Source organism: Desulfovectis peckii, from assembly GCF_055391705.1.
In genome coordinates, this window is record NZ_AP042409.1 from 1,230,573 (window position 1) to 1,255,283 (window position 24,711).

Below are 24,711 nucleotides of genomic sequence, written 5' to 3' on the forward strand. Positions count from 1 at the left end.
AATATTAATGTAAAAATTCGCTCATGCAAAGGGATTATACGTATAAGCTGCCTTTAATAGATATATATTTTAATTAATTAATTCTATGTGACAAAACTTTGTTATTAAAAGACAAAATCCTCCACCCTTGGGAGGATTTCCCTAATCACGCAGCTTATCTAATTCTCTTTGTAAGTCGCCGCAGTCCTGCCACGGCCCAATGGCCGCCATCGAGAAGTTTTCCGGCTTAAACATTTGGGAGGCTACTCTTTGAATGTCTTCGTTGGTAACTTGATACACTTCTTTAACGATTTCTTCCGGTGACTTTACCCGTCCCAAATACAGTTCTGATTTCCCCAAACGGCTCATGCGACTGTTGGCGTTTTCCAGCGAAAGATACAATCCGCCTTTCATTTGGTCTTTGGCCCGTTGCAGTTCCACTTCGGTAATGCCGTTGCGGGCAATATCTTTCACTTCTTTAAAAATCAGTTCCATTGCCTGGTTGACGTTGTCTTTGGATAGCCCGGCATAAACGGCAAACATGCCGGTATCGTGATAAGAGCTGTGGTAAGAAAATACCGAATAAACCAAACCGCGCTGCTCGCGAATTTCCTGGAACAAGCGAGATGACAAGCCGCCGCCCAGTACGGTATTCAACAACTGCGCAGTATAAACATCTTTGTGATCCAGCTGATAGCCGGGAGTGCCAATCACCATATGTACCTGTTCCGTTCCTTTATTTAAACAGTTTAAGCCGCTGACACCCTTTGGCGGCGCGCTTTGCCGCACCGTTTCTCTCGGTTTAAATTTTTCAAAGATTGGCCTTAACTTTTCTACCGCTACTTCGTGCTTTATGTTTCCCGCCAGTGCAACAATCATGTTATTAGGATTATAGTGCTGACGGTAATATTTAAGCAAATCATCTCTGGTAAAGGATTTGACAGTCTCTACGGTACCGATAATCGGCCGCCCCAGCGGATGCCCCTGCCACAAAGTTTTGGTAAATATGTCGTGCACCAGCTCATCGGGAGCATCCTCATACATTTTTATTTCTTCAATGATTACATTTTTCTCCCGCTCGATATCTGTTTCGTTAAATTTAGAGTTAAACAGCATGTCGGTGAGCAGGTCAATCGCTAAATCAATGTGTTCGTCTAAAACCTTGGCATGATAGCAGGTGTACTCTTTAGTGGTATAAGCGTTTAACAGGCCGCCTACCGCATCTAATTCTTCAGCAATATCTTTCGGACTGCGCCTTTCCGTTCCTTTAAACATCATGTGTTCAATAAAGTGCGATATGCCGCTGATTTCATCCTGCTCATCACGGGAACCGACATCTACCCATATGCCGATGGAAACTGAGCGCACGTGGGGAATTTCTTCGGATAAAATGCGTAATCCGTTGTCCAATGTTGTCTTTTGGTACATCCACTGACCTCCTTAAAAACAAAAAAATAGTGCACGAAACATAATATTGCCGTCATAGAATTACCTAAATGTATAACATTCCATTTATCAGCCGATCACTCCTGCATATTTTAACCTTTTCGGCAAAAATAATCCAAAAGGGCTTTTTTTATGATAATTTTTTTCTTCTTTTAAGTTTATTGTATTTAACAGCCGTAAAAACAATCAGCGGCACCCTTTGTGCGGCGCCGCTGAATAATAAAGCTCATGTTATTTACCGGCCATTATGTTTCTAAAGGAAAGGATTCCGTTCACAATGCCTTGGGCCATTTTTTCTTGGTTTTCTTTATTCCATAGAAATTCTTCTTCCTGGGGATTGCTGATAAAGCCGGTTTCAATTAAAATTGCCGGCATTACGGTATGTTTAATCACGTAAAAATCCGCTTCTTTATCTCCCCGATTATATTGCCCGGTTTCCGCCACGATAGAATTAACTACAATGCGGGCAAAAGTATGATCTGAGCCCCGTTTGGTATAAACCTCCACCCCGTGGGCCTGACTGTTTAATGCCGAATTGGCGTGAATGCTGACAAAGGCAAAAGCATTGGTTTGGTTAGCGATATCCACTCTCTCCTGCAGGGAGCGGCTTTGGTCTCCCGGGCGGGTCATTACGACTTTAATGCCTTGGTTTTCTAATTTTGCTTTAGCCAGTTGGGTAATATCAAATACCAAGTTTTTTTCGTATTTGCCGGAGGCGCCAATGGCCCCAACATCATTTCCGCCGTGTCCCGCATCCAGTACAATTAGGTTATAATCCGGCTTCCAAGCTTTCTTCGGCTTGACGGTAACAATTAATTTATCTTTTTGTTGGTCTAATGTGTAATTTACCTCTTGCTTTAAGTCCAGCACCACTCTGGTTTTGGTGGCACTGTTTTGGGCCACCCTCACTGCAGACACCCAATCGTTTTTAAACCGGGGAATATCTGCATCTTTCCAGGCGGTGTCTTCTAAATCAATAACTAACCGGTGAGGGTTTTTCAGCGTAAAGCTGTTGTTTACCCCGGATTCTACTGCCAGCTCTAAAATAAATAACTCTTCATCATCGGTATCAAGGACATTTATTTCGGTTAATGAGCGCTTCAATTCAACAATCGGCTGCTCGTCCTCATCTTTGCCGCTTTGCTCACTGCCGGTAATGTTAATTACCAGCCGGCCGGATATTTTTTGCGCATCCACGGTACAGCCGAAATTTTCACTGATAAAGCGCAAAGGCACCAGCGTGCGGCCGTTAACTATTTTGGAAGCCACATCCAACTGCACCGCTTTTTCGTTGACATACCCGATATTCTTGCCGATTGGCAGCCGAATAGTTAAATCATCCTTAACGCCAACAGCGGTTCTGGTGGCAGTATCGTAACTTACCTCTGCCCCCAAAGCCTCAAAGATTTGCCTAAAGGGCACCAATGTACGATCGTTATCAATAATCGGCGGGGAATCAAAGGCCAGTCGATGACCGTCAACATAGACCTCAATATCAGCGGCAAAAGCCTGCAGCGGGAACATTACTGCTAAGCATAGAAAAATTAGTAGTGTGATTATTCGTTTCATTATAACACCCCATAATAAATTAATGTATTCCTTGCAACACACCGCCACCAATTTTTGATATACTTTGATCAAATTTTCTGTTTTGGTGAAAAAAGGAAATTAACCTTTAAATTGATGCAGCTTGCCTTGCAATCATTTTTTACTTTTTTCAACAATATAGACGCTGCTGCCCACCATAATGTTCCCTTTAAAAACAAATATTGTCTTTTGTGTGGGGGGGATTTGTAGGAGCAAGAAAAGCAAGCCTACTCCTTCTCTGCAGCGCTTCTTTGCCGCCAAGGCATTTGACCTTACGCTTTAGATTAGCCGGCAAATTCAAAGAGCATTGCTAACGGAAGATTAGCGCCGAGTCTGTTTGAGCGTCAGCGAGTTCACTTTCAACTTTTATTAAATTAAGGATGAAAGTACAGGCCACCCGGCGCCCGGAGGCGACGGAGCCCGTTCATTTATAAGGCCGGCCTGTTTGTACTATCTAACAATCATATAGACTAAGGATGATAGTATAAGAAAACTATAGTTTCCGTCTGCGCCCTTTTGCCTTAACGGAAACTAAGTTTTCTTTACGAAGGTAAATGCCTTGGCGGCTTACACTGCAGTGGCATTTATAACAAGGTTTCCTTGCGAGGTGGCACAGAAACCGGCCCCACATTTTACCGGTAATATTTCCATAAAGCTATCAAGGTAATTATTGCAAAAACAAACGGAACGGTTTTCCGTTCCGTCACCCAACAATTTTCTTTTCATCAATATCGAGCAGTAGCTACAAGCAACGCCGCAATTTTTTATAAACCTTTAAGTGCATGGGCAGTTTATCGGTTTCGCAGGCGGTAATCAGGTTTACCCGGCCGATTTCCTGGCCGTTGTAGCGCACTTGCAGTTCACCTACTTTACTGTGCATGCGCACCGGGGCCTTTAGCGTGCGATTGAGCGTCAGTATTTGCTCATATGCCCCCTGGTATTTTTTCGGCAGGGCTACATATAAACTTTCTTCAGCAATTACCGGCACATTTTGGGCATAGCCGTCAGTTACTTTTACAGTGGCATAGTGCTCTCCTTTAAGAATCACCGGCACGGTGGTAAAATTTTCAAAGCCATAATTTAATAGCTTTAAAGTATCCCGATAGCGATCACGGCTGTGCAGCACAACACATATCAGCCGTCTGCCCTCTTTTTGGGCGGAGGTAACTAAACACTGCCCCGCCGCATCGGTAGTACCGGTTTTAACGCCTTCTACCCAGCTATAGCTCCACAACAGTTTATTTGTATTTGTCAAATGGCGGTCAATACTGCCCGGCCCGCTGATGGTTTTTTGCCTGGTATGCACCATTTGGCAAAAGTTTTTATTTCCCATGGCATAGCGGGTAAACAGGGCCAAATCATAGGCGGATGAATAATGGTTGTCATCAGGCAGGCCGTTGGTATTGCAAAAATTGGTGTTATAGCCGCCCAAAAGTTTGGCCTTGTAATTCATCAGGTTAACAAAATTAGCTTCACTGCCGGCAATGTGCTCGGCAATGGCTACACAGGCGTCGTTTCCTGAGCGCAAGAGAGCTCCGTACAGCAGCTCTTCCAGGGTAAGCTCCTCATAGGCTTGCAGATGAATGCTGGCTTCCCCTACTGAGGCGGCATGAGGGCTCACGATCACCTTTTGTTTAAGATCGCCGCCCTCTAATGCCAACAGGGCGGTCATTATTTTGGTGGTACTGGCCGGCGGGCGCCTTTGGTGCATGTTTTTATCATACAGCACCTGACCGGTTTGGGCGTCCATCAGCACCGCCGCATCCGCGGTTACTTCCGGCGGATTTAGGTCCGCAGGTTCCGCCCCCGCCGGCGAAACAACAAACATAAGGATTGCAAAAATCACTGCGGCAATTAATCTGCATCTAGTGTGCAATTTGCTCCCACTCCGTAACCATTGCTAGTCTAAAGTAAAGCTTACCCCGTTAGAAAAGCAAATATTATGGGGAGCAAAATTTGCCGCCGTTAATTTTTAACTTCTTTGGTTTCTACCGACTGGGCATCCATATCTTTAATCAGCTGTGATACCGTCACCATTTGGTAGCCGTTGGCCTTAAGTTCTTTAATTATCTCCGGCAGTGCCTTTACCGTAGGGGCGGTGGGGTGCATCAGCACAATCGCCCCGTTGTGGATTTTTTGCGTCACCCGCTGCACAATTGTTTCCGGTGACGGACGCTGCCAGTCAATTGTGTCCACGCTCCACAAAATAAACCGGTACCCTGCTTCTTCCGCCGCTGCCAGCACTTCATTGCCCCGCTCTCCATAAGGGGGAGCAAACAGTTTTACTTTTTTACCGGTGATCTCTTCAATAATTTTTTCCGCCCGCTGCATTTCCCGTAAATTCCCCGCTTTAGAAAGCTGATCGGGGTGGGGATGGGAATAGCCGTGGCTGCCAATCTCGTGCCCGGCGGCAGCAATTTGTTTCAATAAATCGGGAAACTTTTCCGCCCACATGCCGCCGATAAAAAATGTCGCCTTTACATTGTGCTCCTGCAAGGTTTCCAGCATTTGGGGCAGGTATTCTTCCCCCCAGTAAACGTTTACCGTCAGCGCAATTTCCCTTTTGTCTTCCGCGCCTTGGTATATGGGGGCCAGGGTGGGATAATCATCATGCATGGCTAAATAACCAACCAACACAAACAGCCCCAGCAACAAAATCCAGGCAATTACTTTAAAGACCAACCCGCGCCGGATGTATAAAACATTCATTGTCGTGCCTCCCATTAAAATGTCCATCTTTAAAAAAATATGCGGGTCGGCCCGTCCAATATACGCAACATCTTTCCGAGGTGGGCGGTATTTTAAGATCAAAAAACCCCACCGCTCGTTTTGGTGGAGTTTGGGGGGTTAGTTTTTCGCCCGATATGGTTTTTTCGCCTTTGGCCTGCGGCTGCCTCGATCCAACCGCCCGCCTTCCTGACCTTTCGGCGGCGGAGGCATGGCATCTTTTTTAGACAGCTTCAGCCGCCCCATATTGTCGTAGCCTAAAACTTTAACGGTAATAATGTCCCCTTCTTTAACTACGTCTTCTACCCGATCTACGCGGTTGTAAGCAAGTTGAGAAATATGCACCAAGCCTTCTTTGCCCTGCATGCCCATAATGCCCGGCACAACTTCCACAAAGGCTCCAAAATCCGTCACCTTCACTACCGGCCCGGTAATAATTTGCCCGGCCTCTATTTCCTTGGTCAGTATCTCGATATATTCACAGGCCTTTTTGCCGGCGTCACGGTTAACGGCAGAAATAAATACCCGTCCGTTATCTTCAATGTCAATATCGGCGCCGGTTTCCTCAACAATGCGTTTAATAATCTTACCGCCCGGCCCAATGACATCGCGAATCTTTTCCGGATCAATCTTCATGCTGATAACAGCGGGAGCATATTGGGAAATCTCCGCCCGCGGTTCCGAGATAACCTTGAGCATTTCATTTAATATGTGCATCCGGCCGCGGTGTGCCTGTGCCAATGCTTCTTTAAACACTTCTTTGGTAATGCCGGGTATTTTAATGTCCATTTGCAACGCGGTAATGCCTTTTGCCGTACCGGCAACTTTAAAGTCCATGTCACCCAGCGCATCTTCTATGCCTTGAATATCGGTAAGTACGGTAAAATCATCGCCTTCTTTTATTAAGCCCATGGCCACACCGGAAACAGGTGCCTTTATTTTTACCCCGGCATCCATTAAAGCCAAGGTGCTGCCGCAAACACTGCCCATCGACGTGGAGCCGTTAGATTCAATCGCCTCAGATACTACCCTGATGGTATAAGGAAATTCATCTTCCGGCGGCAGTACCGGCAACAGTGCCCGTTCAGCCAGTGCGCCATGTCCGATTTCACGCCGTCCGGGAGAACGCATTGGTCTTGTTTCTCCGGTACTGTAAGGCGGGAAGTTGTAGTGGTGCATGTAGCGCTTGGTTTCTTCCACACCCAAGCCGTCTAATATCTGCTCTTCACTGATGCGCCCTAATGTGGCCACAGAGAGAATTTGAGTTTGTCCACGGGTAAATAAGCCGCTGCCGTGTGCCCGCGGCAGTATCCCTACTTCCACTGATATCGGCCTTACCTCTTCAACCCCCCGTCCGTCGATGCGGATTCCCTCTTCAGTGATCATCCGGCGCATTACTTTCTTTTCTTGTGCTTTAATAATTTCCTGCACCAACGGCAGCTCTTCTTCGGCAATTTCCTCCTGCAACTCTTCCACAATGCCGTTGGCAACTTCTTCTAAATAAGCCTCCCGGGTTTTCTTGTCTAAACGCTCGGCGGCACATTTCTTGATTGCTACGGTAAACCGCTCTTCAGCCAGTGCGCTGACTTTTTGTTCTAATTCGGCATCTAATTCCTCTGCAACAACTTCAATTTTTTCCCAAGCCAAGCCCATGGTAAGGGCTTTTTCCCTGAATTTTTCAATAAAGTCTACCACCTGCTTGGCCGCTTCATGGCCAAACAAAATGGCCTCTAATACCTCATCTTCCGGAACTTCCTGGATTCCCGCCTCTACCATCATAATGGCGTCTTTTGTTCCGGCCACTGTTAAGTGCATATCGCTTTGGGCCTCTTGCTCGGTAGTGGGGTTAATCACCAGTTTGCCGTCAACGCGACCGACAACCACGCCGCCAATGGGTCCTTGAAAAGGAATATGGGAAATATGCAGGGCAGCGGATGCGCCAATCATGGCCGCTATTTCCGGTGCGTTGTTTTGATCTACCGACAGCACGGTAGCGACAATTTGCACTTCATTGCGCAACTTTTGGTTGAACAGTGGTCTAATTGGGCGGTCAATTAACCTTGCCGCTAAGGTAGCTTCTTCACTGGGGCGTCCCTCACGCTTAATAAATCCGCCGGGAATTTTGCCCACAGCGTATAACCTTTCTTCGTAATCTACGGTCAGAGGGAAGAAATCTATTCCCTCCCGCGCCTTTTGCGACATAGTTGCCGTCACCAGCACCACCGTGTCGCCATAGCGCACCAGTACCGACCCGCTAGCCTGTTTTGCCATTTTGCCTGTTTCCAGCACTAACGGCCGGCCGCCCAAGTCCATCTCCATTGTTAAGTATTTTGGTTCTGCCATTAATATACCTCCTGATCCAACTGCTCGAAAAATCTATAAAATGTTGGATAATAATAACAAATGTTATAAGTTCTACATATGTAGTATTATTTCCTTCATAAATAACATAAAATACATAAAACTAATCGACCGCCACACCCCTAATAAAAAACCGGGTGCGCCGCATATTTGGCGTGCAACCCGGTTTTTATTACTTACGCAGTTCTAATTTTTCTAAAATCACACGATAGCGGTTAAAGTCATTGTCGCGCAGGTAATTAAGTAGTGCCCGACGTTGACCGACCATTTTCAGCAAACCGCGCCGTGAATGGTGGTCTTTCTTGTGCACTTTCAAATGCTCGGTTAGCTGATTAATGCGCTCAGTTAAAATGGCAATCTGCACTTCCGCGGAACCGGTATCGTTCTCGTGGATCTTAAACTTGTCGATAATTTCACGCTTTTTCTCTGCAGACAGTGCCATCTACTTCACCTCCTTCACTTAGTATCGCCGTTAGCCAAGCAGATCGCCGGAGGAACGAATCCCCTAGCTAACAGTTCATAAAAGTTACTTTCCAATTATAGTTATTACCAGCCGACCGCCGGGAATATCTTTGGCCACAATGTCAAACATGCGGCCGGACTTGGCAAAAAAACCTCTAAACCTGGTAGCAGTAGGAATACGTCCGGGAATTTCTTTCGCCGCAAGAATAATATCCTGGGTGGTGATTTTATCCTGACGTATATCCTTTAAGCGCTTGCGCGCATGGGCGGTAATAATAACCCGCATTTCCCCATCACCGCAGCCTAACAGCCCTGCGAACGGTAGCCCATCACATCATCTTCGTGCTGGGCTAAAAAGGCGTATAGTGCGTCTTGAAATGCAGTTATTCTTACATTATCCATATTTGATTTTACATATAAGCTTTCCAGCTCCCGTTTTAAGCTTTGAAATTCTTCAGATAAACAAATTAACGCAATATGATTTAACCAGCGTTTAATCTCCTCCTCGGGAGAATCACACTTCGGTACTCCCATAGGGCAACGTCTCCTTTCCAAATTTTAAGACGTTTGCCGCGATTATTGTAACATAAACTGATGGCAATGTAAATCAGCAATCCCTACAGCAATCACTAAAATATATATTGTCGCCGGCCTGTATTTATTCGGCTATCCGGGCTAATAACACCTGTCAATTAAAGCCATTTGTATATCCTGTTGAATTTGGTTAACTAAATCATTTACTGAATTAAAGCGCAACTCATTTCTCAGCCGCCTTAAAAATTCCACCCTTATTTTTTCACCGTATAAATCCCCCCGAAAATCCAGCAGGTGTACTTCTAAGTTGCGTTTTTTCCGGTCCCGGTTAAAAGTCGGTTTGGTACCAATGTTAGCCACACCCAAATAAAGCTCACCGTTAATACGCACATGGGTACTGTACACGCCATTGCCGGGGGCGGCTAATTTCTCATCCAGTTCAATGTTTGCGGTGGGAAAGCCTATAGCGTTGCCTCTCCTGTCGCCGGTAACCACTTCGCCTTCAATAAAGGGTTTGTAACCTAAAAACTGTGCTGCTTTTTCTACATTGCCCGCTTTAATTAATTCCCGAATTAAAGTGCTGCTGACAACTTGTCCCTCATGAGTAACCGGCGGAATAATATCAACGGTATAACCCAATGCGGGCCCATACTTTTCTAATGTGGCACCGTTGCCCGCGCCGCGATTGCCAAAGGTAAAATTATACCCCACAACCACACCCCGCACCGCTAACTGCCGGTGCAAAATATTATGTATAAATTCCTCCGGGGTGATTTGGGCAAATTCTATATTAAACGGGATGGACAAAATAACATCAATCCCCAATTTGCCAATCGCTTCCTGTTTTGCCTCCTCGGTTAACAGTTTCGGCGGTTCTTTCTGGGGGGTTAACACTGCCAGCGGATGGGGATTAAAAGTGAGCACCATTGCCGTACCATTAATACTGCGTGCCCTTTCCACCACGGTGCGAATTAATTTTTGATGTCCGAGATGCACCCCGTCGAAATTTCCCATGCCCAGTACAATATTTTTAAATTGTTTTTTCAAATCCAGGTACGAGTCCGTTACAATCATTACGCCAACCTCCAATGCTTTAAGCAATACCGCGAATGATGCATCATGTTATATGCCGGCGGCAATGACTACCGGTTTGTTTTTATAATACAGACCGGCTTATATACCGTTCTATGCTCATGATGCTCATACTGTACTTCGGCCAGGGCAAGTAACTCCCCTTTATTTTTTAAGCGCACCAAACTACCGCTTATAAGATCCACCGGCTGCTCTGCTACCCCGGGCGGATACAGTTTTGCCCCCGAGATAACTGATTTTACCGCCCGATCCTTTACCGTCACTGCCGGAAAAGCCTGCAGTGCACTGTCTATATCCATCAGTGCTTTTTGGCCTTCAGAGCACTGCGCCAATTCTTCCAAGGTCCAAGATTTGCTGATCTCAAAAGGACCGCTCTTCAGGCGCAACAAAAAACTCATATAAGCACCGACACCCAAATGTTCACCGATATCTTGACACAAGGTGCGGATATAGGTTCCCTTAGAGCAAGTTATATCCAACAAGGCCCGCGGATGATTAGTTCCCCAACCGCAGGACCAAATATGCCTGATATCGTAAATCTTAACCTGCCGGGCGGGGCGCGCAACATCAATGCCCGCTCGCTTAAGCTCGTACAATTTTTTGCCGCCGATTTTCACAGCGGATGCCATCGGCGGAACCTGTTCAATATCACCGATAAAATTACCTAAAGCCTGAACAAACATTTCTTTGGTGATGTGTGAGGCGTCTTTTACCTGTTGAACTTCTCCTTCGCCATCTAAGGTATCAGTGGTAATGCCTAATGTGATTTCCGCGCGATATTTCTTATCGAAACCGGTAATATATTGGGCCACCTTGGTTGCCCTGCCGACGCAAACAGGCAGAACGCCTGCCGCCGCCGGATCTAAAGTGCCGGTATGCCCCACTTTTTTAACTTGGTACAACTTGCGCACAAAATTCACCACATCATGGGAAGTCATACCCGGTGGTTTTAATACATTTAATATGCCGGTTAAACTCACGCTAAGTTCCCCTTTGCACCGCTTCAACCGCTTTCTGCACTACTTCTATTATAACCTGTTTCAGATCCCCTTTCACGGTACAGCCGGAAGCCCGCAGGTGACCGCCGCCGTTAAATTCCGCCGCCAGTTTATTGACATCCACAAAGTAATTAGAACGCATACTCACCTTCACCAGCCCGGGTTCTACTTCTTTGAAAAACAAAGCCACTTCTACCCCTTTTATGTTGCGGGGATAATCAACCAGGTTATCGGTGTGTTCATCGGTGACGGCTAAGGACTTTCTGGTGGCGTAGTCCACCGCAATCCAGGCCACGCGGCCGCATGCCGACAGACTTAAGGTAGACAAGGCTTTCTCCAGCACTTTGTAGGCTACCAGCGGCCGCTGTTCAAAAATCAGCTTGGAAACCTTGGCCACCGGCACACCGATATCCACCAGTTCCGCCACTCGCCTGTGGGTGTCCGCAGTGGTGGCATCATATCTAAAAGAGCCGGTATCAGTGACAATGGCGGTATATAGGTTGACGGCCATATCCAAATCTAAATCAATCTGCATCAACTGCAGCAGATCGTAGACTATTTCTCCGGTTGCCGCCGCGCGGGAATCAATGTAACTTATATCGGCAAAGCATTCATTGCCGACGTGATGATCTATCACCACTACTTTTAGGTTTTTGTTTAACAAAGGCTCAAGGTTTTCCCCTATGCGGTCAGGCGCCGAACAATCCAAGACGACAAAGGTGTCGTAACTGCCAGACGGCAAACCGCACTGCAGGCGCTCGGCACCGGGTAAAAAGGCATACTTTTCAGGCAGCCCATCCGGACAGGTCATGGTCACCTGTTTTCCTAATTTCTCCAAGGCCAGCCCTAAAGCCAATGTCGACCCAATACTGTCACCGTCTGGCGCCACGTGTCCGGAGATAATTATTTTTTCCGCATTAAATAAAGCATTGGCTATACTGCTTAGTTTATTCATTTGCCGGGTTTTCACTTTCACTCTTTACCTCATCCAGTAATTTTGCTATTTTCACCCCATGGCTAATGGATTCATCCAACACAAATTGCAATTCCGGCGTATAGCGCAGTTTGATTCTTCTGCCCAGCTCGCTGCGCACAAAGCCTTGAGCCCCTTTTAAGGCCGCCATGGTATCATTAACCTGCTGTTCATTGCCCATGACACTAATGTAAATTTTGGCATGACGCAGATCCCTGCTTACTTCTACAGAAGTAACACTGGCAAAACCAATGCGGGGATCTTTTAATTCGCGCTGAATTATAGAAGAAGTTTCCACTTTAATTGCTTCCGCCAATCTTTCGGCACGGTGTGACATAGTCCACACTCCTCACAACTTAATCTTAGCTTAAGCCAGCTCCCGTTTAACTTCTTCCGTGATATAGGCCTCAATGATATCTCCTTCTTGAATATCATTGTAGTGTTCAATGGTAAGGCCACATTCATAGCCCTGCGTTACTTCCTTAACATCATCTTTAAAGCGTTTTAAACTGTCTAATTTACCCTCATGGATGACAATGTCATCGCGAATGACCCGCACACTGCTGTCGCGGGTAATTTTGCCTTCTAAGACGTATGAACCGGCAATAGTACCGATTTTGGAAGCCTTAAAGATTTTACGCACTTCTACCCGACCGATAACTACTTCTCGCTCTTCGGGATCTAAAAGACCGCTCATTGCCGCTTTAATGTCTTCTATGGCATCGTAAATCACCCGATACAGGCGGATATCCACTTTTTCCGCTTCTGCCGCCTTGCGGGCATTGGCACTCGGGCGTACGTTAAAGCCAATGACAATGGCATTGGAAGCTGACGCCAGCATAATGTCGGTTTCGGTTATGGCACCTACACCGCCGTGAACCATAGTTACTTTTACCTCATCAGTGGCCAGTTTAGCTAAGGACTGTTCTAAAGCTTCTACCGAGCCCTGAACATCGGCCTTAACGATCAGCGGCAGTTCTTTTATATTGCCTTCCTGAATATTCTTAAACAAGTCATCCAATGACAGTTTGGTGGATGCTTTTAGTTCTTCCGCCCGTTTTCTCTCGGCACGTTTTTCAGCTACAGCCCGGGCTACTTTTTCCTCTTTAACGGCCACTAACACATCGCCCGCTTCCGGAACGCTGTTCAAACCCAAGACTTCCACCGGCACGGAAGGACCGGCTTTTTTCACCCGGCGCCCCCGATAATCCATCAAGGCTCTAACTCTGCCCCAGGTATTGCCGACAACAACCACGTCTCCGATATGCAGCGTGCCGTCTTGAATTAACACCGTTGCTACCGGACCGCGGCCCTTGTCTAATTCCGCCTCAATAACGGTACCGCGGGCACGTTTGTTGGGGTTGGCCTTAAGTTCGGAAATCTCGGCTACCAGCAAGATCATTTCCAGCAGTTCTTCTATACCGGTTTTCTTTTTCGCCGAAACTTCCACGCTGATCACATCCCCACCCCACTGCTCAACAACCAAGCCGTGCTGGGTTAACTCCTGGCGTACCCGATCGGGGTTGGCTTCCGGTTTATCCATTTTGTTGATGGCCACAATAATGGGCACATCCGCCGCTTTGGCATGATTTATGGCCTCTACCGTTTGCGGCATCACACCGTCGTCAGCAGCGACAACCAAGATGGCAATATCCGTTACTTGAGCGCCCCGAGCGCGCATGGCAGTGAAAGCAGCGTGTCCCGGCGTATCCAAGAAAGTAATCTTCTTGCCGTTTTTCTCTACCTGATAAGCGCCGATATGCTGAGTAATGCCACCCGCCTCGGTAGCTGTCACTTTAGTTTCCCGAATGGCATCCAAAAGTGAGGTTTTACCGTGGTCAACATGACCCATCACGGTCACTACCGGCGGACGAGGCTCCAGGTCTTTTTCATCATCCGGCTCCTCGGCCATAATCAGTTCCTCAATATCTTCTTCTTTCTTGACAATTACTTCATAACCAAAATCATTGGCAATCAGGGTAGCGGTGTCGGAATCAATTTCTTGGTTAATGGTGGCCATAACACCATAGCTCATCAGCTTTTTAATGACATCCGCAGCGGTGTGGCGTATTTTTTCTGCCAACTGCTGCACGGTAAGGGATTCGCCAATAGTAATCGGTTTCTTTTCCTGGGGTTGAGCGGGCACTTGTTTTTCTGCCTTTTTGACTGATTTTTTGCGGTTATTTTTCTTCTTGCTGGGTTTAATATTCTTTTCTTTCTTATCGCGCTCTTCCACCAGTCTGTCTTTATCGGACATTTTATTTACCTTGCCACGCTGTTCAATTCTGGTCCGTTCTTTTTGCTGGGCACTGACAACCGGATCGGGTTTTGGGATATTGATTTCCTTTTCTTTGGCTCCACTGTCTGGCGTCCGCACCGGTTTATCCTGTTGAGTTTTGGCATGCCGGCGATGATTGCGATTGCGCCGTCTTTTTTGTTGATGGTCTCCGGATTGATGTGTTTTACCTTCTGACTTATTTGCCATCGGTTTTGCCTGCTGCTCCCCCTTATGATGAGTGTTGGGTTTGTTTTTCTGATTATTTGTATGAGCCTTTCTTTCTTCAAACCGACGATCCGGTGGACGTGACGGCACCCGATCTACTACCCCGTCAAAATTTTTCTTCGGGCTTTCACTACTTTTTTTCTTATCTGCGGCTTTTTCACTTTGCAGCTGCTGCTTAAGTTTTTGAGCATCCTTTTCATCTACCGTACTAAGCACTGATTTAATCTCAATACCCAGGTCATTTAGTCGTTTAATCACTTCTTTACTTTCTATATTTAACTCTTTGGCAAGTTCGTGTACTCTTTTTTTTGTCATATATTCACCTCCATAAGATGACGCAACCGAAAATTACGTCTTCCCCCCTTCCAGCGCGGCAATAATTCCTTTGGCAAAATTCTCATCGGTAACGGCCACTGCCGCCCGGGGGGATTTTCCAATGGCCAAACCTAACTCTGCCTTCGTTCCGGCTTTAATTAATTTAACCTTGTATGCTTTGACTAAATGATAAAACTCTTTTTGCGTACGGTCGGATGCGTCTTCAGCCAGCACAAGCAGTTTTGCCCGGCCGCCCTTAACAGCGGACTTAACCATACAGTCACCGGACACAAGTTTACCTGCCCGCTGACACAGCCCAATTAAATTAAGGGCTTTATTATTGCTCATTTTCTATTTCCTGCCTTAACGCATCGTATACTTCCGGATTGATGTCATGTTTTAAGGCTTTACTCAACCGTTTGGCTTTCATGGCCAACTCCAGGCACTCTTTTTGCGGGCAGATATAGGCACCGCGTCCGTTCTTTTTACCGGTACGGTCTAGCTCCACGGTCAGTTCCGGTGTACGCACAATTCTAATCAACTCTTTTTTCGGCTTCATCTCTTGACAGCCAACACACATCCGCATCGGTATTTTTTTAACTTTAGGCATGATCCTTCCCCCTCAAACAAAATACCCCTTTGTTAATCTCGGTCTTCTTCCAGATCAGCCTCATCTGCCGGCTCGCTGTCATCCGCAAGCTCATGTTCGTCTATCGGATAATCCTCTTCATAATAATCGTCAAGGTAATCTTCAATATTGTCATCGCTATAATCGTGGTCGTCGCTAAACTGACCGTATTCGGGATAAAGTTCTTTCATCTGGGTTTCGCTCTTAATGTCGATTTTCCATCCCGTCAATTTGGCCGCCAAACGGGCGTTTTGACCTTCTTTGCCAATGGCCAGGGAAAGCTGATAATCCGGGACGATTACCCGCGCTATTTTTTCCTCCTCCCATATCTCTACCGCCAGTACTTTGGACGGAGATAAGGAGTTGGCTACAAACTTAGAAGGTTCTTCATCCCATTTTACAATATCAATCTTTTCACCATTTAGTTCATTGACAATATTTTGCACCCGCATTCCCTTCGGGCCCACACAGGCCCCAACCGGGTCGACGTTTTCATCTCGGGAATAAACGGCAATTTTAGAACGGCTGCCCGCCTCCCGGGCAATAGCCTTTAATTCCACAATTCCCTCCTGCAGCTCCGGCACTTCTATTTCCAACAATCTTTTCAATAGGCCGGGGTGGGTGCGGGAAACCATAATCTGCGGCCCTTTGGTGGTCTTGCGCACCTCTACGATATAGGTCTTTAAGCGCTGGCCGGGATAATATTCTTCGTTCTCCATCTGTTCCGACTGGGCCAGAACCGCTTCCGTTTTGCCCAGTTCAATATAAACGGTGCGGTGTTCTACTCGCTGGATAACCCCGTTGACGATATCGCCTTCGCGGTTAGCATATTCTTCATATATTACATCCCGTTCCGCTTCCCGGATACGCTGTACCACTACCTGCTTTGCCGTTTGAGCGGCTATGCGGCCAAAATTTTTCGGGGTAACTTCATTTTCCACAACATCGCCCAGGCTGTAATTGGGATTAATTGCCTGGGCCTCTTCCAAAGAAATTTCAAATCGCTCATCTTTTACTTCATCTGTCACAACTCTTTGCGAAAACACCTTGCAATCGCCGGTTTCCCGATCTATAACTACGCGGGCATTCTGAGCGGAACCAAAGTTGCGTTTATAAGCGGATAACAAGGCCGCTTCAATTGCCTCTATTAGTACATCAACAGAAATACCTTTCTCCTTTTCCAGGTCATACAATGCTTCCAAAAACTCAGTATTCATTTGTTGATCCTCCTAAAACTACTAAAATTCTACTGCCAACCTGGTCAGTGAAATTTTATCCTTTGGTATCACAACACGTTTGCCGTCCACGTCCAAGTGCACACCGTCATCATGCAAGCCGATTAAATTGCCGGTAAAACTTTTCTTACCGTCTATCGGCGCATAAGTGTTTACCGTTACTAAACTGCCGGCAAAGCGTCGGTAATCTTCAGGTTTTTTTAGCGGTCGCTCAATCCCCGGTGAAGACACTTCCAAAATATATGATTGTGGAATAGGATCTTTCTCGTCTAAAAGCACGTCCAACCGCTCGGATACAGCCTGACAGTCATCAATATCCACACCGCCCGGTTTGTCAATGTAAACCCGCAGATACCACTGACTGCCTTCTTTGACAAATTCAACATCCACCAGTTCTAAATCAAGTGCGTCTACTATTGGTTTAACCAGTTCTTCTACTTGTCGAACAATTTTTAAATTGCTCATTGTTACCTCCTTATAAGATATGCCGCCCTAATCCACTAAGATAATACGAAAGAGTGGGCAGCACCCACTCTTTCCATAAGCTTCCTTAGTTGCATACAGATTTAGTATATCACACCAATCAATTGTAATCAAGGCATTCTGGCCGCAAGCCCGATTATAGCCTTAGCGCCTACTAATAATTTATCCCAATTAAAGGTGAGATATACACACAAGTTATAAAAACAAACTAAGCTGGTCGGTTTCATTCATTCCGTTAAGGCAGCCGTGCCGCTGCAGTATTTCAATCACCGTTTTTGACACTTTCGCCCGTTTGCGCAAATCTTCAATGGAAGTAAAGGCCGCTTCTTCCCGGGCCTGCACAATATTGCGGGCCGCCGCTTCGCCCAAACCCTGCAGTGAGGCCAACGGTGGCAGCAAATTGCCGTCAACAATTAAAAATTTCGTGGCATCGGATTCTTTTAAACTTACCCGATAAAAACCGATCCCCCGGCAGTACATTTCCAGCGCCACTTCCAAAATAGTGAGCAGGTTTTTTTCTTTAGCGGTAGCGTTATTCCCTTTTTGTTCTATTTCTTCAATTTTCTTCAGTACCGCCTGCTTGCCGTTGACAATTAAATCGGCGTCAAAGTCATCTGCCCGCACCGTAAAATAGGTGGCATAAAAGGCCTCCGGATAGTTTACTTTAAACCAGGCAATGCGAAAAGCCATCATCACATAAGCGGTGGCATGCGCCTTGGGAAACATGTACTTTATTTTGCGGCAGGATTCAATGTACCATTCCGGTACACCGTGTTTTAGCATGACTTCCTCTTCTTCCGGAGACACCCCTTTGCCCTTGCGCACCTTTTCCATAATTTTAAAGGCCAAGCGGGGCTCTACCCCTTTTTGCATTAAATAAACCATAATGTCATCCCGGGCGGAAATGGCTTCCGACAGCTGACAGGTTCCGGAACGAATTAAATCTTGGGCGTTGTTTAACCACACATCGGTGCCGTGGGAAAAACCGGAAATACGCACCAGCTCACTAAAGCTGGCGGGCTTGGTATCTACCAGCATTTGCCGCACAAACTTGGTGCCGAATTCCGGGATGGCATAAGTACCTACTTCCGAGCGAATTTCCTCCTTGGTTACCCCTAAGGCTTCGGTAGAAGAAAACAAGCTCAAAGTGGCGGGATCATCCATCGGTATTTCCTTTGCATTAACCCCGGTTAAATCTTCCAGCATTTTAATTACCGTCGGATCGTCATGACCGAGAATATCCAGCTTCACCAAACAGTCTTGAATAGAGTGATAATCAAAGTGGGTAGTAATAACCCCGCTGCTTTTATCACCGGCGGGATACTGCAGCGGTGTAACGTCGTGCACATCCACATCCTTCGGCACCACCATCACGCCGCCGGGATGCTGACCGGTGGTGCGCTTGACGTTGGTGCAGCCGGCAACAAGGCGGTTTATTTCCGCTTCCCGCTTTACGATGCCCTTTTCATCAAAGTATTTCTTGACAAAACCGTATGCCGTCTTTTCCGCAATGGTGCCGATGGTTCCCGCCCGAAAAACATTGTCCTTGCCGAAAAGTTCTTCGGTATATTTGTGGGCCCGGGATTGATACTCGCCGGAAAAGTTCAAGTCAATATCCGGCACCTTATCCCCCTCAAAACCTAAAAATGTTTCAAAAGGAATGTTGTGGCCGTCTTTCGCCAGTTTGCTGCCGCAGCGGGGACAGGCTTTGTCCGGCATATCGGCGCCACAGCCGTATCGACCGTCGGTGATAAACTCACTGTACTTGCACTGTGGACAGCGGTAGTGGGGCGGCAGCGGGTTGACTTCGGTAATGCCGGTTAATGTCGCTACCAGTGAAGAACCGACGGAACCCCGTGAGCCAACCAAATAACCGTCTTCAACTGATTTTTTAACTAGTTTGTGAGCGATTAAATACAGCACGGCAAAGCCGTTACCGATAATGGAGTTTAACTCCTTTTCCAAGCGCTTTTCCACCAGTTCCGGCAATGGCGAGCCATATAATTGCTGCGCCGTCTGATAGGACATCTCGCGGATTTGCTGTTCCGCCCCTTCAATTTTCGGCGAGTAAGTTTCACTGGGAACCGGCTTAATATCTTCAATCTGTGCCGCTATTTTGTTCGGATTGACCACCACCGCCTGATAAGCCTGCCGTTCACCCAGATAGGCGAAATCCGCCAGCATTTCATCAGTGGTTTTAAAATAAAGGGGCGGTTGCCGGTCGGCGTCGCTGTAACCTTGGCCGGACATCAAAATGCGGCGGTAAATCTCGTCTTCCGGATTTAAAAAATGCACATCCCCGGTAGCCACTACCGGCTTGTTCAGTTCTTTGCCCAACTGCCAAATGGTTTGATAGATGTTTTTCAAATGCTCCATGCTGGGCAGCCGGCCGCTGTGCACTAAAAATTCGCTGTTGCCCAGGGGCTGAATTTCTAAATAATCATAAAAGGCCGCTATTTTTTTCAGTTCCTCATGTGGCCTGCCGGCTAAAAGGGCCTGAAACAATTCACCGGCTTCACAGGCGGAACCAATGAGCAAGCCCTCGCGGTAGCGGCTGAGCAAACTTTTGGGAATGCGCGGATGGCGATGATAATACTTTAAGTGGGAAAAACTGATCAGCTTGTACAAATTTTTCAAACCGGCCTGCGTCTTAGCCAGTATCGTCACGTGATTAGGCCTTACCTTATCCAGGTTGCCGTTTCCTGACAGCTCATTGAGGGCGGCAACGGTAAGCTTGCCCCGTTTGCTGCATTCGGCCAAAAATATTTTCAACAACTCGGCAGTAGCATTGGCGTCGTCTACCGCCCGGTGGTGATTTTCCAGCGGCACTTTAAATTCCGCACACAGGGTGTTTAATTTGTGATTTTTTAATTCCGGATAAAGCTGGCGGGCCAATGTGACGGTATCCAGCACCGCATTGTCCACCGTTTGGCCTAATTCCTTGGCATAGTGCACCCGCAAAAAACCGACATCAAAAGAAGCGTTGTGCGCCACCAGCACCGCCTGACCGGCAAACTGGTGAAAGCGCTCTAAGGCTTCCGCTGCCGACGGGGCGTCTTTCACCATCTCATCGGTAATGCCGGTAAGTTTTACTATTTGAGCCGGAATGGGCTTGCTGGGGCGCACAAAAGTGGAATAGCGGTCAACCACCCTATTGCCGCGCATTTTAACCGCCCCGATTTCAATGATCTCTTCCGTGTGGGCATGCAGTCCGGTGGTTTCCAGGTCAACCACCACAAACTCCGCCTCATCCAATGCCTCTTCACCGGCGTTTTCCACAATCGGCACGCCGTCATCTATTAAGTAGCCCTCAACACCGTAAATCACTTTTATTCCGGCCTTTTTGCCGGCACTGTAGGCCTCCGGAAATGCCTGTACCACTCCGTGATCGGTAATTGCCAGGGCAGGATGCCCCCACTTGGCCGCCTGCTCTACCGCCTCTTTCACACCCAGCACCGAGTCCATGGCACTCATTTTGGTGTGCAAGTGCAGTTCAACCCGCTTTTCAGCGGCAGTGTCCCGGCGCTCCGGCGGAGTAACCTGATTGATGTCATAAGCCATCAGCGTCAGTTCACGGGTATAGTTATCAAATTGCACCGGGCCCCGCACCTTAAGCCACATGCCCTTTTGAATCCGCTCGGCGGTTTCCAGTTTATCTTTTTCAATAAAATTCTTCACCGTAATGGAATCGGTGTTATCGGTAATGTTAAAGGTCAGTAAATACCTGCCGCTGCGCAGTTCCCGCAGCTCGGTGGCAAAAACCCGTCCCTCTACCACTACCTGCCGCTCTTCTTCTTGCACCGAACTTAAGGGCTGCGGTTCATCTTTAATACTATGCCCAATAAAAACACCCGTTTCCGCGGGTGTGGATTTTTCCTCCTTATTGACATCAACCTGTGGCTTGCTGTTATTTATCATTTGCTTAATAAATTCTTCTTCTGCCTTGCTCTGCCATTCAGCCAGATCCCTATCGGTTGTTTGCGGGCTGCAGGTTAAATTTATTTCGGGAATTACACCGGTGTAGGAGAAAAAAATATCCTGCGCCTGTTTAACTAAGCCACGCTGCTGCATAATTTTTAAACCCAGCTCATTTTTTAAGCTGATGTTTAAAACGGCATCTTGATAAGTATACTGCGCATCCGCCAGCCATCCGTTGACGGCCGGCGCCTGCGCAGCCAAATCAGTTACCAGTTTTGCCCAGATGTCCGGCAGTTGACCGGTTATTTCTTGTTCAGACAATCTTTTTATCACCGTAAACTCAATTTTTTCCAGCTCCGGTACTAACTCAAACAGGTGCTGCTTGACCCGCGCCAACATCGTATCAGCAAGGGGTTTTTGCGCATACAGATGAATCACCCACAGTTTTCCGGCGATATCCACCTGCACTTCCTTCACCGCCGCGTCAGGCAGTAGTTCGGCAAAGATATCTTTTGCGGTACTCAATGCTGCACCCCCAGTACACTGTCACCTTTTGGGTAGGCTAAAAAATTGCGCTACTTGGTATTAAACAACAACTCTTTCACCGTAGAAAGCAAGGAGCCGCGATCTACGTCAAACTTCTCGCGGGTTCTACGATTGAACACTTCCACCAGGTTATCGGCAATAGTCTTTTTGCCGATCACCAGCCGCACCGGATAGCCGATCAAATCGGCATCTTTAAACTTAACGCCGGGGCGCTCGGGGCGATCATCCAATACGGTCTCTATTCCCTGCCCGCAAAGTTCTTGGTAAATTTCTTCGGCAGCACTCATTAGTTGCTCGTCTCTGGCATTGACCGGAACAACGATCACATGATAGGGGGCAATGCTTACCGGCCAAATAATTCCGTCTTCGTCATGGTTTTGCTCTACGGCAGCGGCCATGGTGCGCCCTACACCGATGCCGTAACAGCCCATTAGAATGGGTTTTTCTTGGCCCTTTTCATCTAAAAAGTTGGCTTTTAATACCTTACTGTATTTATCCCCTAATTTGAAAATCTGCCCCACTTCAATTCCCTTGGCTTCTATTAACCTACCGTCGCATTTGGGGCATTTTTCCCCTGCGGTTACCACGCGAATGTCCGCTTTCAGGTCAATGGTAAAATCTCTGACGGGGTTGACATTGAGGAAATGGGCGTCGGTTTTATTGGCACCGGCAACGGCATTTACCATTGCCGCCACTTCTTCATCGGCAATAATGCGCACGTCTTTTAAGTTTACCGGACCGGCATAGCCTACCGCCGCGCCGGTAATTTCCTCCACCGTTTTGGCATCCGCCAATTCCAGTCTTAAGCAGCCAAGCACATTGTACAGCTTTACTTCATTTAACTCCCTGTCACCCCGCACCAATGCGGCTACCACTTCCTGATCGGTTTTATAAATTAATGTTTTAATAATTTGCTTGGCCTCTACATTTAAAAATTCCGTCACCTGCTCTACGGTGTGGGCCTTTGGCGTGCTTACTTCTTTCAGCTCTTTCGGCTCCTCACCGGTTATCCGTTCAACGGCCGGCTGTGGCACTTTTTCTACGTTAGCGGCATAATCACAGCTGTCGCAGTACAAAATAGTGGCCTCTCCGGACTCCGCCAGCACCATAAATTCGTGGGTGGTACTGCCCCCAATGGCTCCGGAATCCGCTTCCACCGTGCGGAACTTCAAGCCGCAGCGGCTGAAAATGCGGTTATAAGCCTCATACATTTTCATGTAGCTTTCGTGCATGCCTTCCTCGTCCCGGTCAAAGGAATAGCAGTCCTTCATAATAAACTCCCGGCCGCGCATCAAGCCAAAGCGGGGACGCCGCTCATCGCGGTACTTGTTGCCGATGTGATACAGCAGCATCGGCAGCTGCTTATATGATCTCACTTCATGGCGTATCAGCGTGGTGATTACTTCCTCATGGGTGGGGCCCAGGCAAAAGTCGCGATTGTGCCGGTCTTTAAAGCGCATTAATTCCGGACCGTAAACGTGCCAGCGCCCCGATTCCAGCCACAGCTCAGCGGGCTGCATGATCGGCATCAGCATCTCCTGGGACCCCTGGCGATCCATCTCTTCGCGAATAATGTTCTGTATTTTTTTCATCACCCGCCAGCCCAGTGGCAAATATGTATAAACACCGGCAGCGGTTTTGCGAATAAAGCCGGCCCGAAGCAGCAGCTTGTGACTGACTACTTCCGCCTCGGCAGGGGTTTCCCGCAAGGTAGGTATCAGCATTTGAGAAACACGCATCTAAGTCATCCTCCATTAAATATAGTGAGCAAGTAAAAAGTAATATTTATTATAGTAAATTTCTGCAAGTCCTTCAATAAAGTTCATTGGCCGCCCGTCTACCGGTCGGTTTTTTTCTCCGCCACTATTTTTTCTATTTCCGCCAGCAGCTCATCAACCAGCTTGTCCTCCGGCACTTTACGCACCACTTTTCCCTGGCGAAAGATTATTCCTACACCTCTGCCGCCGGCAATGCCCACATCCGCCTCCCGGGCTTCACCCGGGCCGTTAACCACACAACCCATTACCGCCACCTTCAGCGGCACATCCAGCCCGGTAAGCTTTTCTTCCACTTGATTGGCAATGGAAATTAAATCTACTTCCGTACGCCCGCAGGTGGGGCAGGAAATAATCTCCACCCCCCGGTGGCGCAAACCGAGGGACTGCAAAATTTGGTAAGCCACTTTTACCTCATGGCGCGGATGCCCGGTTAAAGATACGCGGATGGTATCCCCGATGCCTTCTGCCAACAGCGCTCCGATGCCCACGGCCGATTTAACCGTTCCGGAACTTACCGTTCCCGCCTCAGTCACCCCCACGTGGAAGGGATAGTCGACTTTTTTCGCCAACATACGGTAGGCCGCCAGCATCAGCGGAATATTTGAAGCTTTTAAAGATACCTTGATATCGTAAAAATTTAATTCCTCCAGAATGTTGATGTGCTTTAACGCACTCTCCACCAAAGCTTTAGGGGTAACACCGCCGTACTTTTCCAAAAGGGCTCGCTCCAGGGAACCGGCATTGACACCGATGCGAATGGGAATGCCTTTGTCTTTGGCGGCGGCCACCACCTGCTGCACCTTATTTTTGCCGCCGATATTGCCGGGATTAATGCGCAAACCGTCCACTCCGGCCTCAATAGCCTGCAGTGCCAGCCGGTGGCTGAAATGGATATCGGCAATTATTGGTATGGAAATACCGCTTTTAATTGCCGGCAAGGCTGCAGCCGCCTCTTCATCCGGCACCGCCACGCGGATTATTTCGCAGCCAATGGCGGCCAGTTCGTTGATTTGACTGACGGTTTCCGCAACATTGCGGGTGTCGGTATTGGTCATCGACTGTACCGAAATGGGAGCATCTCCGCCCACTTTTACCTTGCCCACTTTAATCTGGCGGCTTTTTCGTCGGATAATTTTAGTCATTGTT

Annotated in this window: 20 protein-coding genes; all 20 read right to left on the bottom strand. The window is 47.5% G+C overall.

The window, feature by feature from the left end:
* Positions 1-141: 141 nt before the first annotated feature.
* Positions 142-1,407, bottom strand: a complete 1,266-nt coding sequence (locus ACZ5NG_RS06160) for a M16 family metallopeptidase (RefSeq protein ID WP_464250950.1) — start codon at positions 1,405-1,407, stop codon at positions 142-144.
* A gap of 249 nt (positions 1,408-1,656) precedes the next feature.
* A complete protein-coding gene (locus ACZ5NG_RS06165) occupies positions 1,657-2,994 on the bottom strand; it encodes an N-acetylmuramoyl-L-alanine amidase (protein WP_464250951.1) in 1,338 nt (445 codons plus the stop codon).
* 760 nt (positions 2,995-3,754) lie between these two features.
* Entirely contained in the window at positions 3,755-4,888 is a 1,134-nt protein-coding gene (locus ACZ5NG_RS06170) for a D-alanyl-D-alanine carboxypeptidase family protein (RefSeq protein ID WP_464250952.1), read from the bottom strand.
* A gap of 89 nt (positions 4,889-4,977) precedes the next feature.
* Complete coding sequence (locus tag ACZ5NG_RS06175) at positions 4,978-5,721, bottom strand: polysaccharide deacetylase family protein (RefSeq protein ID WP_464250953.1); 744 nt, start codon at positions 5,719-5,721, stop codon at positions 4,978-4,980.
* Positions 5,722-5,859: 138 nt separating this feature from the next.
* Positions 5,860-8,082 (bottom strand): polyribonucleotide nucleotidyltransferase, encoded by a 2,223-nt coding sequence (locus ACZ5NG_RS06180; protein ID WP_464250954.1) that lies wholly within the window; start codon positions 8,080-8,082, stop codon positions 5,860-5,862.
* A 190-nt stretch (positions 8,083-8,272) separates the two neighbouring features.
* Positions 8,273-8,542: a 30S ribosomal protein S15 gene (gene rpsO, locus ACZ5NG_RS06185; protein WP_464250955.1), complete on the bottom strand. Its 270-nt coding sequence runs from the start codon at positions 8,540-8,542 to the stop codon at positions 8,273-8,275.
* A gap of 84 nt (positions 8,543-8,626) precedes the next feature.
* Positions 8,627-8,848 (bottom strand): hypothetical protein, encoded by a 222-nt coding sequence (locus tag ACZ5NG_RS06190; protein ID WP_464250956.1) that lies wholly within the window; start codon positions 8,846-8,848, stop codon positions 8,627-8,629.
* Between the two features lie 17 nt (positions 8,849-8,865).
* Complete coding sequence (locus ACZ5NG_RS06195; RefSeq protein WP_464250957.1) at positions 8,866-9,096, bottom strand: hypothetical protein; 231 nt, start codon at positions 9,094-9,096, stop codon at positions 8,866-8,868.
* 141 nt (positions 9,097-9,237) lie between these two features.
* Positions 9,238-10,170 carry a bifunctional riboflavin kinase/FAD synthetase gene (locus ACZ5NG_RS06200; protein ID WP_464250958.1) on the bottom strand — a complete coding sequence of 311 codons (933 nt, stop codon included), beginning with the start codon at positions 10,168-10,170 and terminating at the stop codon, positions 9,238-9,240.
* A 68-nt stretch (positions 10,171-10,238) separates the two neighbouring features.
* Complete coding sequence (gene truB / locus ACZ5NG_RS06205; protein ID WP_464250959.1) at positions 10,239-11,168, bottom strand: tRNA pseudouridine(55) synthase TruB; 930 nt, start codon at positions 11,166-11,168, stop codon at positions 10,239-10,241.
* 1 nt (position 11,169) lies between these two features.
* Positions 11,170-12,162 (bottom strand): DHH family phosphoesterase, encoded by a 993-nt coding sequence (locus ACZ5NG_RS06210; protein WP_464250960.1) that lies wholly within the window; start codon positions 12,160-12,162, stop codon positions 11,170-11,172.
* Complete coding sequence (rbfA, locus tag ACZ5NG_RS06215) at positions 12,134-12,496, bottom strand: 30S ribosome-binding factor RbfA (RefSeq protein WP_464250961.1); 363 nt, start codon at positions 12,494-12,496, stop codon at positions 12,134-12,136. Before rbfA ends, ACZ5NG_RS06210 begins: the two co-directional genes overlap by 29 nt.
* Positions 12,497-12,526: 30 nt before the next feature.
* Complete coding sequence (gene infB / locus ACZ5NG_RS06220) at positions 12,527-14,977, bottom strand: translation initiation factor IF-2 (RefSeq protein WP_464250962.1); 2,451 nt, start codon at positions 14,975-14,977, stop codon at positions 12,527-12,529.
* Between the two features lie 33 nt (positions 14,978-15,010).
* Positions 15,011-15,325 (bottom strand): L7Ae/L30e/S12e/Gadd45 family ribosomal protein, encoded by a 315-nt coding sequence (locus ACZ5NG_RS06225; protein ID WP_464250963.1) that lies wholly within the window; start codon positions 15,323-15,325, stop codon positions 15,011-15,013.
* Positions 15,315-15,587: an RNase P modulator RnpM gene (gene rnpM / locus ACZ5NG_RS06230; RefSeq protein WP_464250964.1), complete on the bottom strand. Its 273-nt coding sequence runs from the start codon at positions 15,585-15,587 to the stop codon at positions 15,315-15,317. The genes ACZ5NG_RS06225 and rnpM overlap by 11 nt, the downstream gene beginning before the upstream one ends.
* A gap of 32 nt (positions 15,588-15,619) precedes the next feature.
* Positions 15,620-16,822 carry a transcription termination factor NusA gene (gene nusA, locus ACZ5NG_RS06235; protein ID WP_464250965.1) on the bottom strand — a complete coding sequence of 401 codons (1,203 nt, stop codon included), beginning with the start codon at positions 16,820-16,822 and terminating at the stop codon, positions 15,620-15,622.
* Between the two features lie 21 nt (positions 16,823-16,843).
* On the bottom strand, positions 16,844-17,305 hold the full coding sequence (rimP, locus tag ACZ5NG_RS06240) for a ribosome maturation factor RimP (RefSeq protein WP_464250966.1): 462 nt from the start codon (positions 17,303-17,305) through the stop codon (positions 16,844-16,846).
* Positions 17,306-17,518: 213 nt separating this feature from the next.
* Positions 17,519-21,766 carry a PolC-type DNA polymerase III gene (locus tag ACZ5NG_RS06245; RefSeq protein WP_464250967.1) on the bottom strand — a complete coding sequence of 1,416 codons (4,248 nt, stop codon included), beginning with the start codon at positions 21,764-21,766 and terminating at the stop codon, positions 17,519-17,521.
* A gap of 50 nt (positions 21,767-21,816) precedes the next feature.
* Positions 21,817-23,526 carry a proline--tRNA ligase gene (locus ACZ5NG_RS06250; protein ID WP_464250968.1) on the bottom strand — a complete coding sequence of 570 codons (1,710 nt, stop codon included), beginning with the start codon at positions 23,524-23,526 and terminating at the stop codon, positions 21,817-21,819.
* Positions 23,527-23,624: 98 nt separating this feature from the next.
* Positions 23,625-24,707: a flavodoxin-dependent (E)-4-hydroxy-3-methylbut-2-enyl-diphosphate synthase gene (ispG, locus tag ACZ5NG_RS06255; protein ID WP_464250969.1), complete on the bottom strand. Its 1,083-nt coding sequence runs from the start codon at positions 24,705-24,707 to the stop codon at positions 23,625-23,627.
* Positions 24,708-24,711: the final 4 nt, after the last annotated feature.

Bases quoted from the DNA above. Each gene is read 5' to 3' on its own strand.
- ACZ5NG_RS06160 (WP_464250950.1), bottom strand. From the start codon at position 1,407: ATGTACCAAAAGACAACATTGGACAACGGATTACGCATTTTATCCGAA.
- ACZ5NG_RS06165 (WP_464250951.1), bottom strand. From the start codon at position 2,994: ATGAAACGAATAATCACACTACTAATTTTTCTATGCTTAGCAGTAATG.
- ACZ5NG_RS06175 (WP_464250953.1), bottom strand. From the start codon at position 5,721: ATGAATGTTTTATACATCCGGCGCGGGTTGGTCTTTAAAGTAATTGCC.
- ACZ5NG_RS06180 (WP_464250954.1), bottom strand. From the start codon at position 8,082: ATGGCAGAACCAAAATACTTAACAATGGAGATGGACTTGGGCGGCCGG.
- rpsO (WP_464250955.1), bottom strand. From the start codon at position 8,542: ATGGCACTGTCTGCAGAGAAAAAGCGTGAAATTATCGACAAGTTTAAG.
- ACZ5NG_RS06190 (WP_464250956.1), bottom strand. From the start codon at position 8,848: ATGCGGGTTATTATTACCGCCCATGCGCGCAAGCGCTTAAAGGATATA.
- ACZ5NG_RS06195 (WP_464250957.1), bottom strand. From the start codon at position 9,096: ATGGGAGTACCGAAGTGTGATTCTCCCGAGGAGGAGATTAAACGCTGG.
- ACZ5NG_RS06200 (WP_464250958.1), bottom strand. From the start codon at position 10,170: ATGATTGTAACGGACTCGTACCTGGATTTGAAAAAACAATTTAAAAAT.
- rbfA (WP_464250961.1), bottom strand. From the start codon at position 12,496: ATGTCACACCGTGCCGAAAGATTGGCGGAAGCAATTAAAGTGGAAACT.
- infB (WP_464250962.1), bottom strand. From the start codon at position 14,977: ATGACAAAAAAAAGAGTACACGAACTTGCCAAAGAGTTAAATATAGAA.
- ACZ5NG_RS06225 (WP_464250963.1), bottom strand. From the start codon at position 15,325: ATGAGCAATAATAAAGCCCTTAATTTAATTGGGCTGTGTCAGCGGGCA.
- rnpM (WP_464250964.1), bottom strand. From the start codon at position 15,587: ATGCCTAAAGTTAAAAAAATACCGATGCGGATGTGTGTTGGCTGTCAA.
- nusA (WP_464250965.1), bottom strand. From the start codon at position 16,822: ATGAATACTGAGTTTTTGGAAGCATTGTATGACCTGGAAAAGGAGAAA.
- rimP (WP_464250966.1), bottom strand. From the start codon at position 17,305: ATGAGCAATTTAAAAATTGTTCGACAAGTAGAAGAACTGGTTAAACCA.
- ACZ5NG_RS06250 (WP_464250968.1), bottom strand. From the start codon at position 23,526: ATGCGTGTTTCTCAAATGCTGATACCTACCTTGCGGGAAACCCCTGCC.
- ispG (WP_464250969.1), bottom strand. From the start codon at position 24,707: ATGACTAAAATTATCCGACGAAAAAGCCGCCAGATTAAAGTGGGCAAG.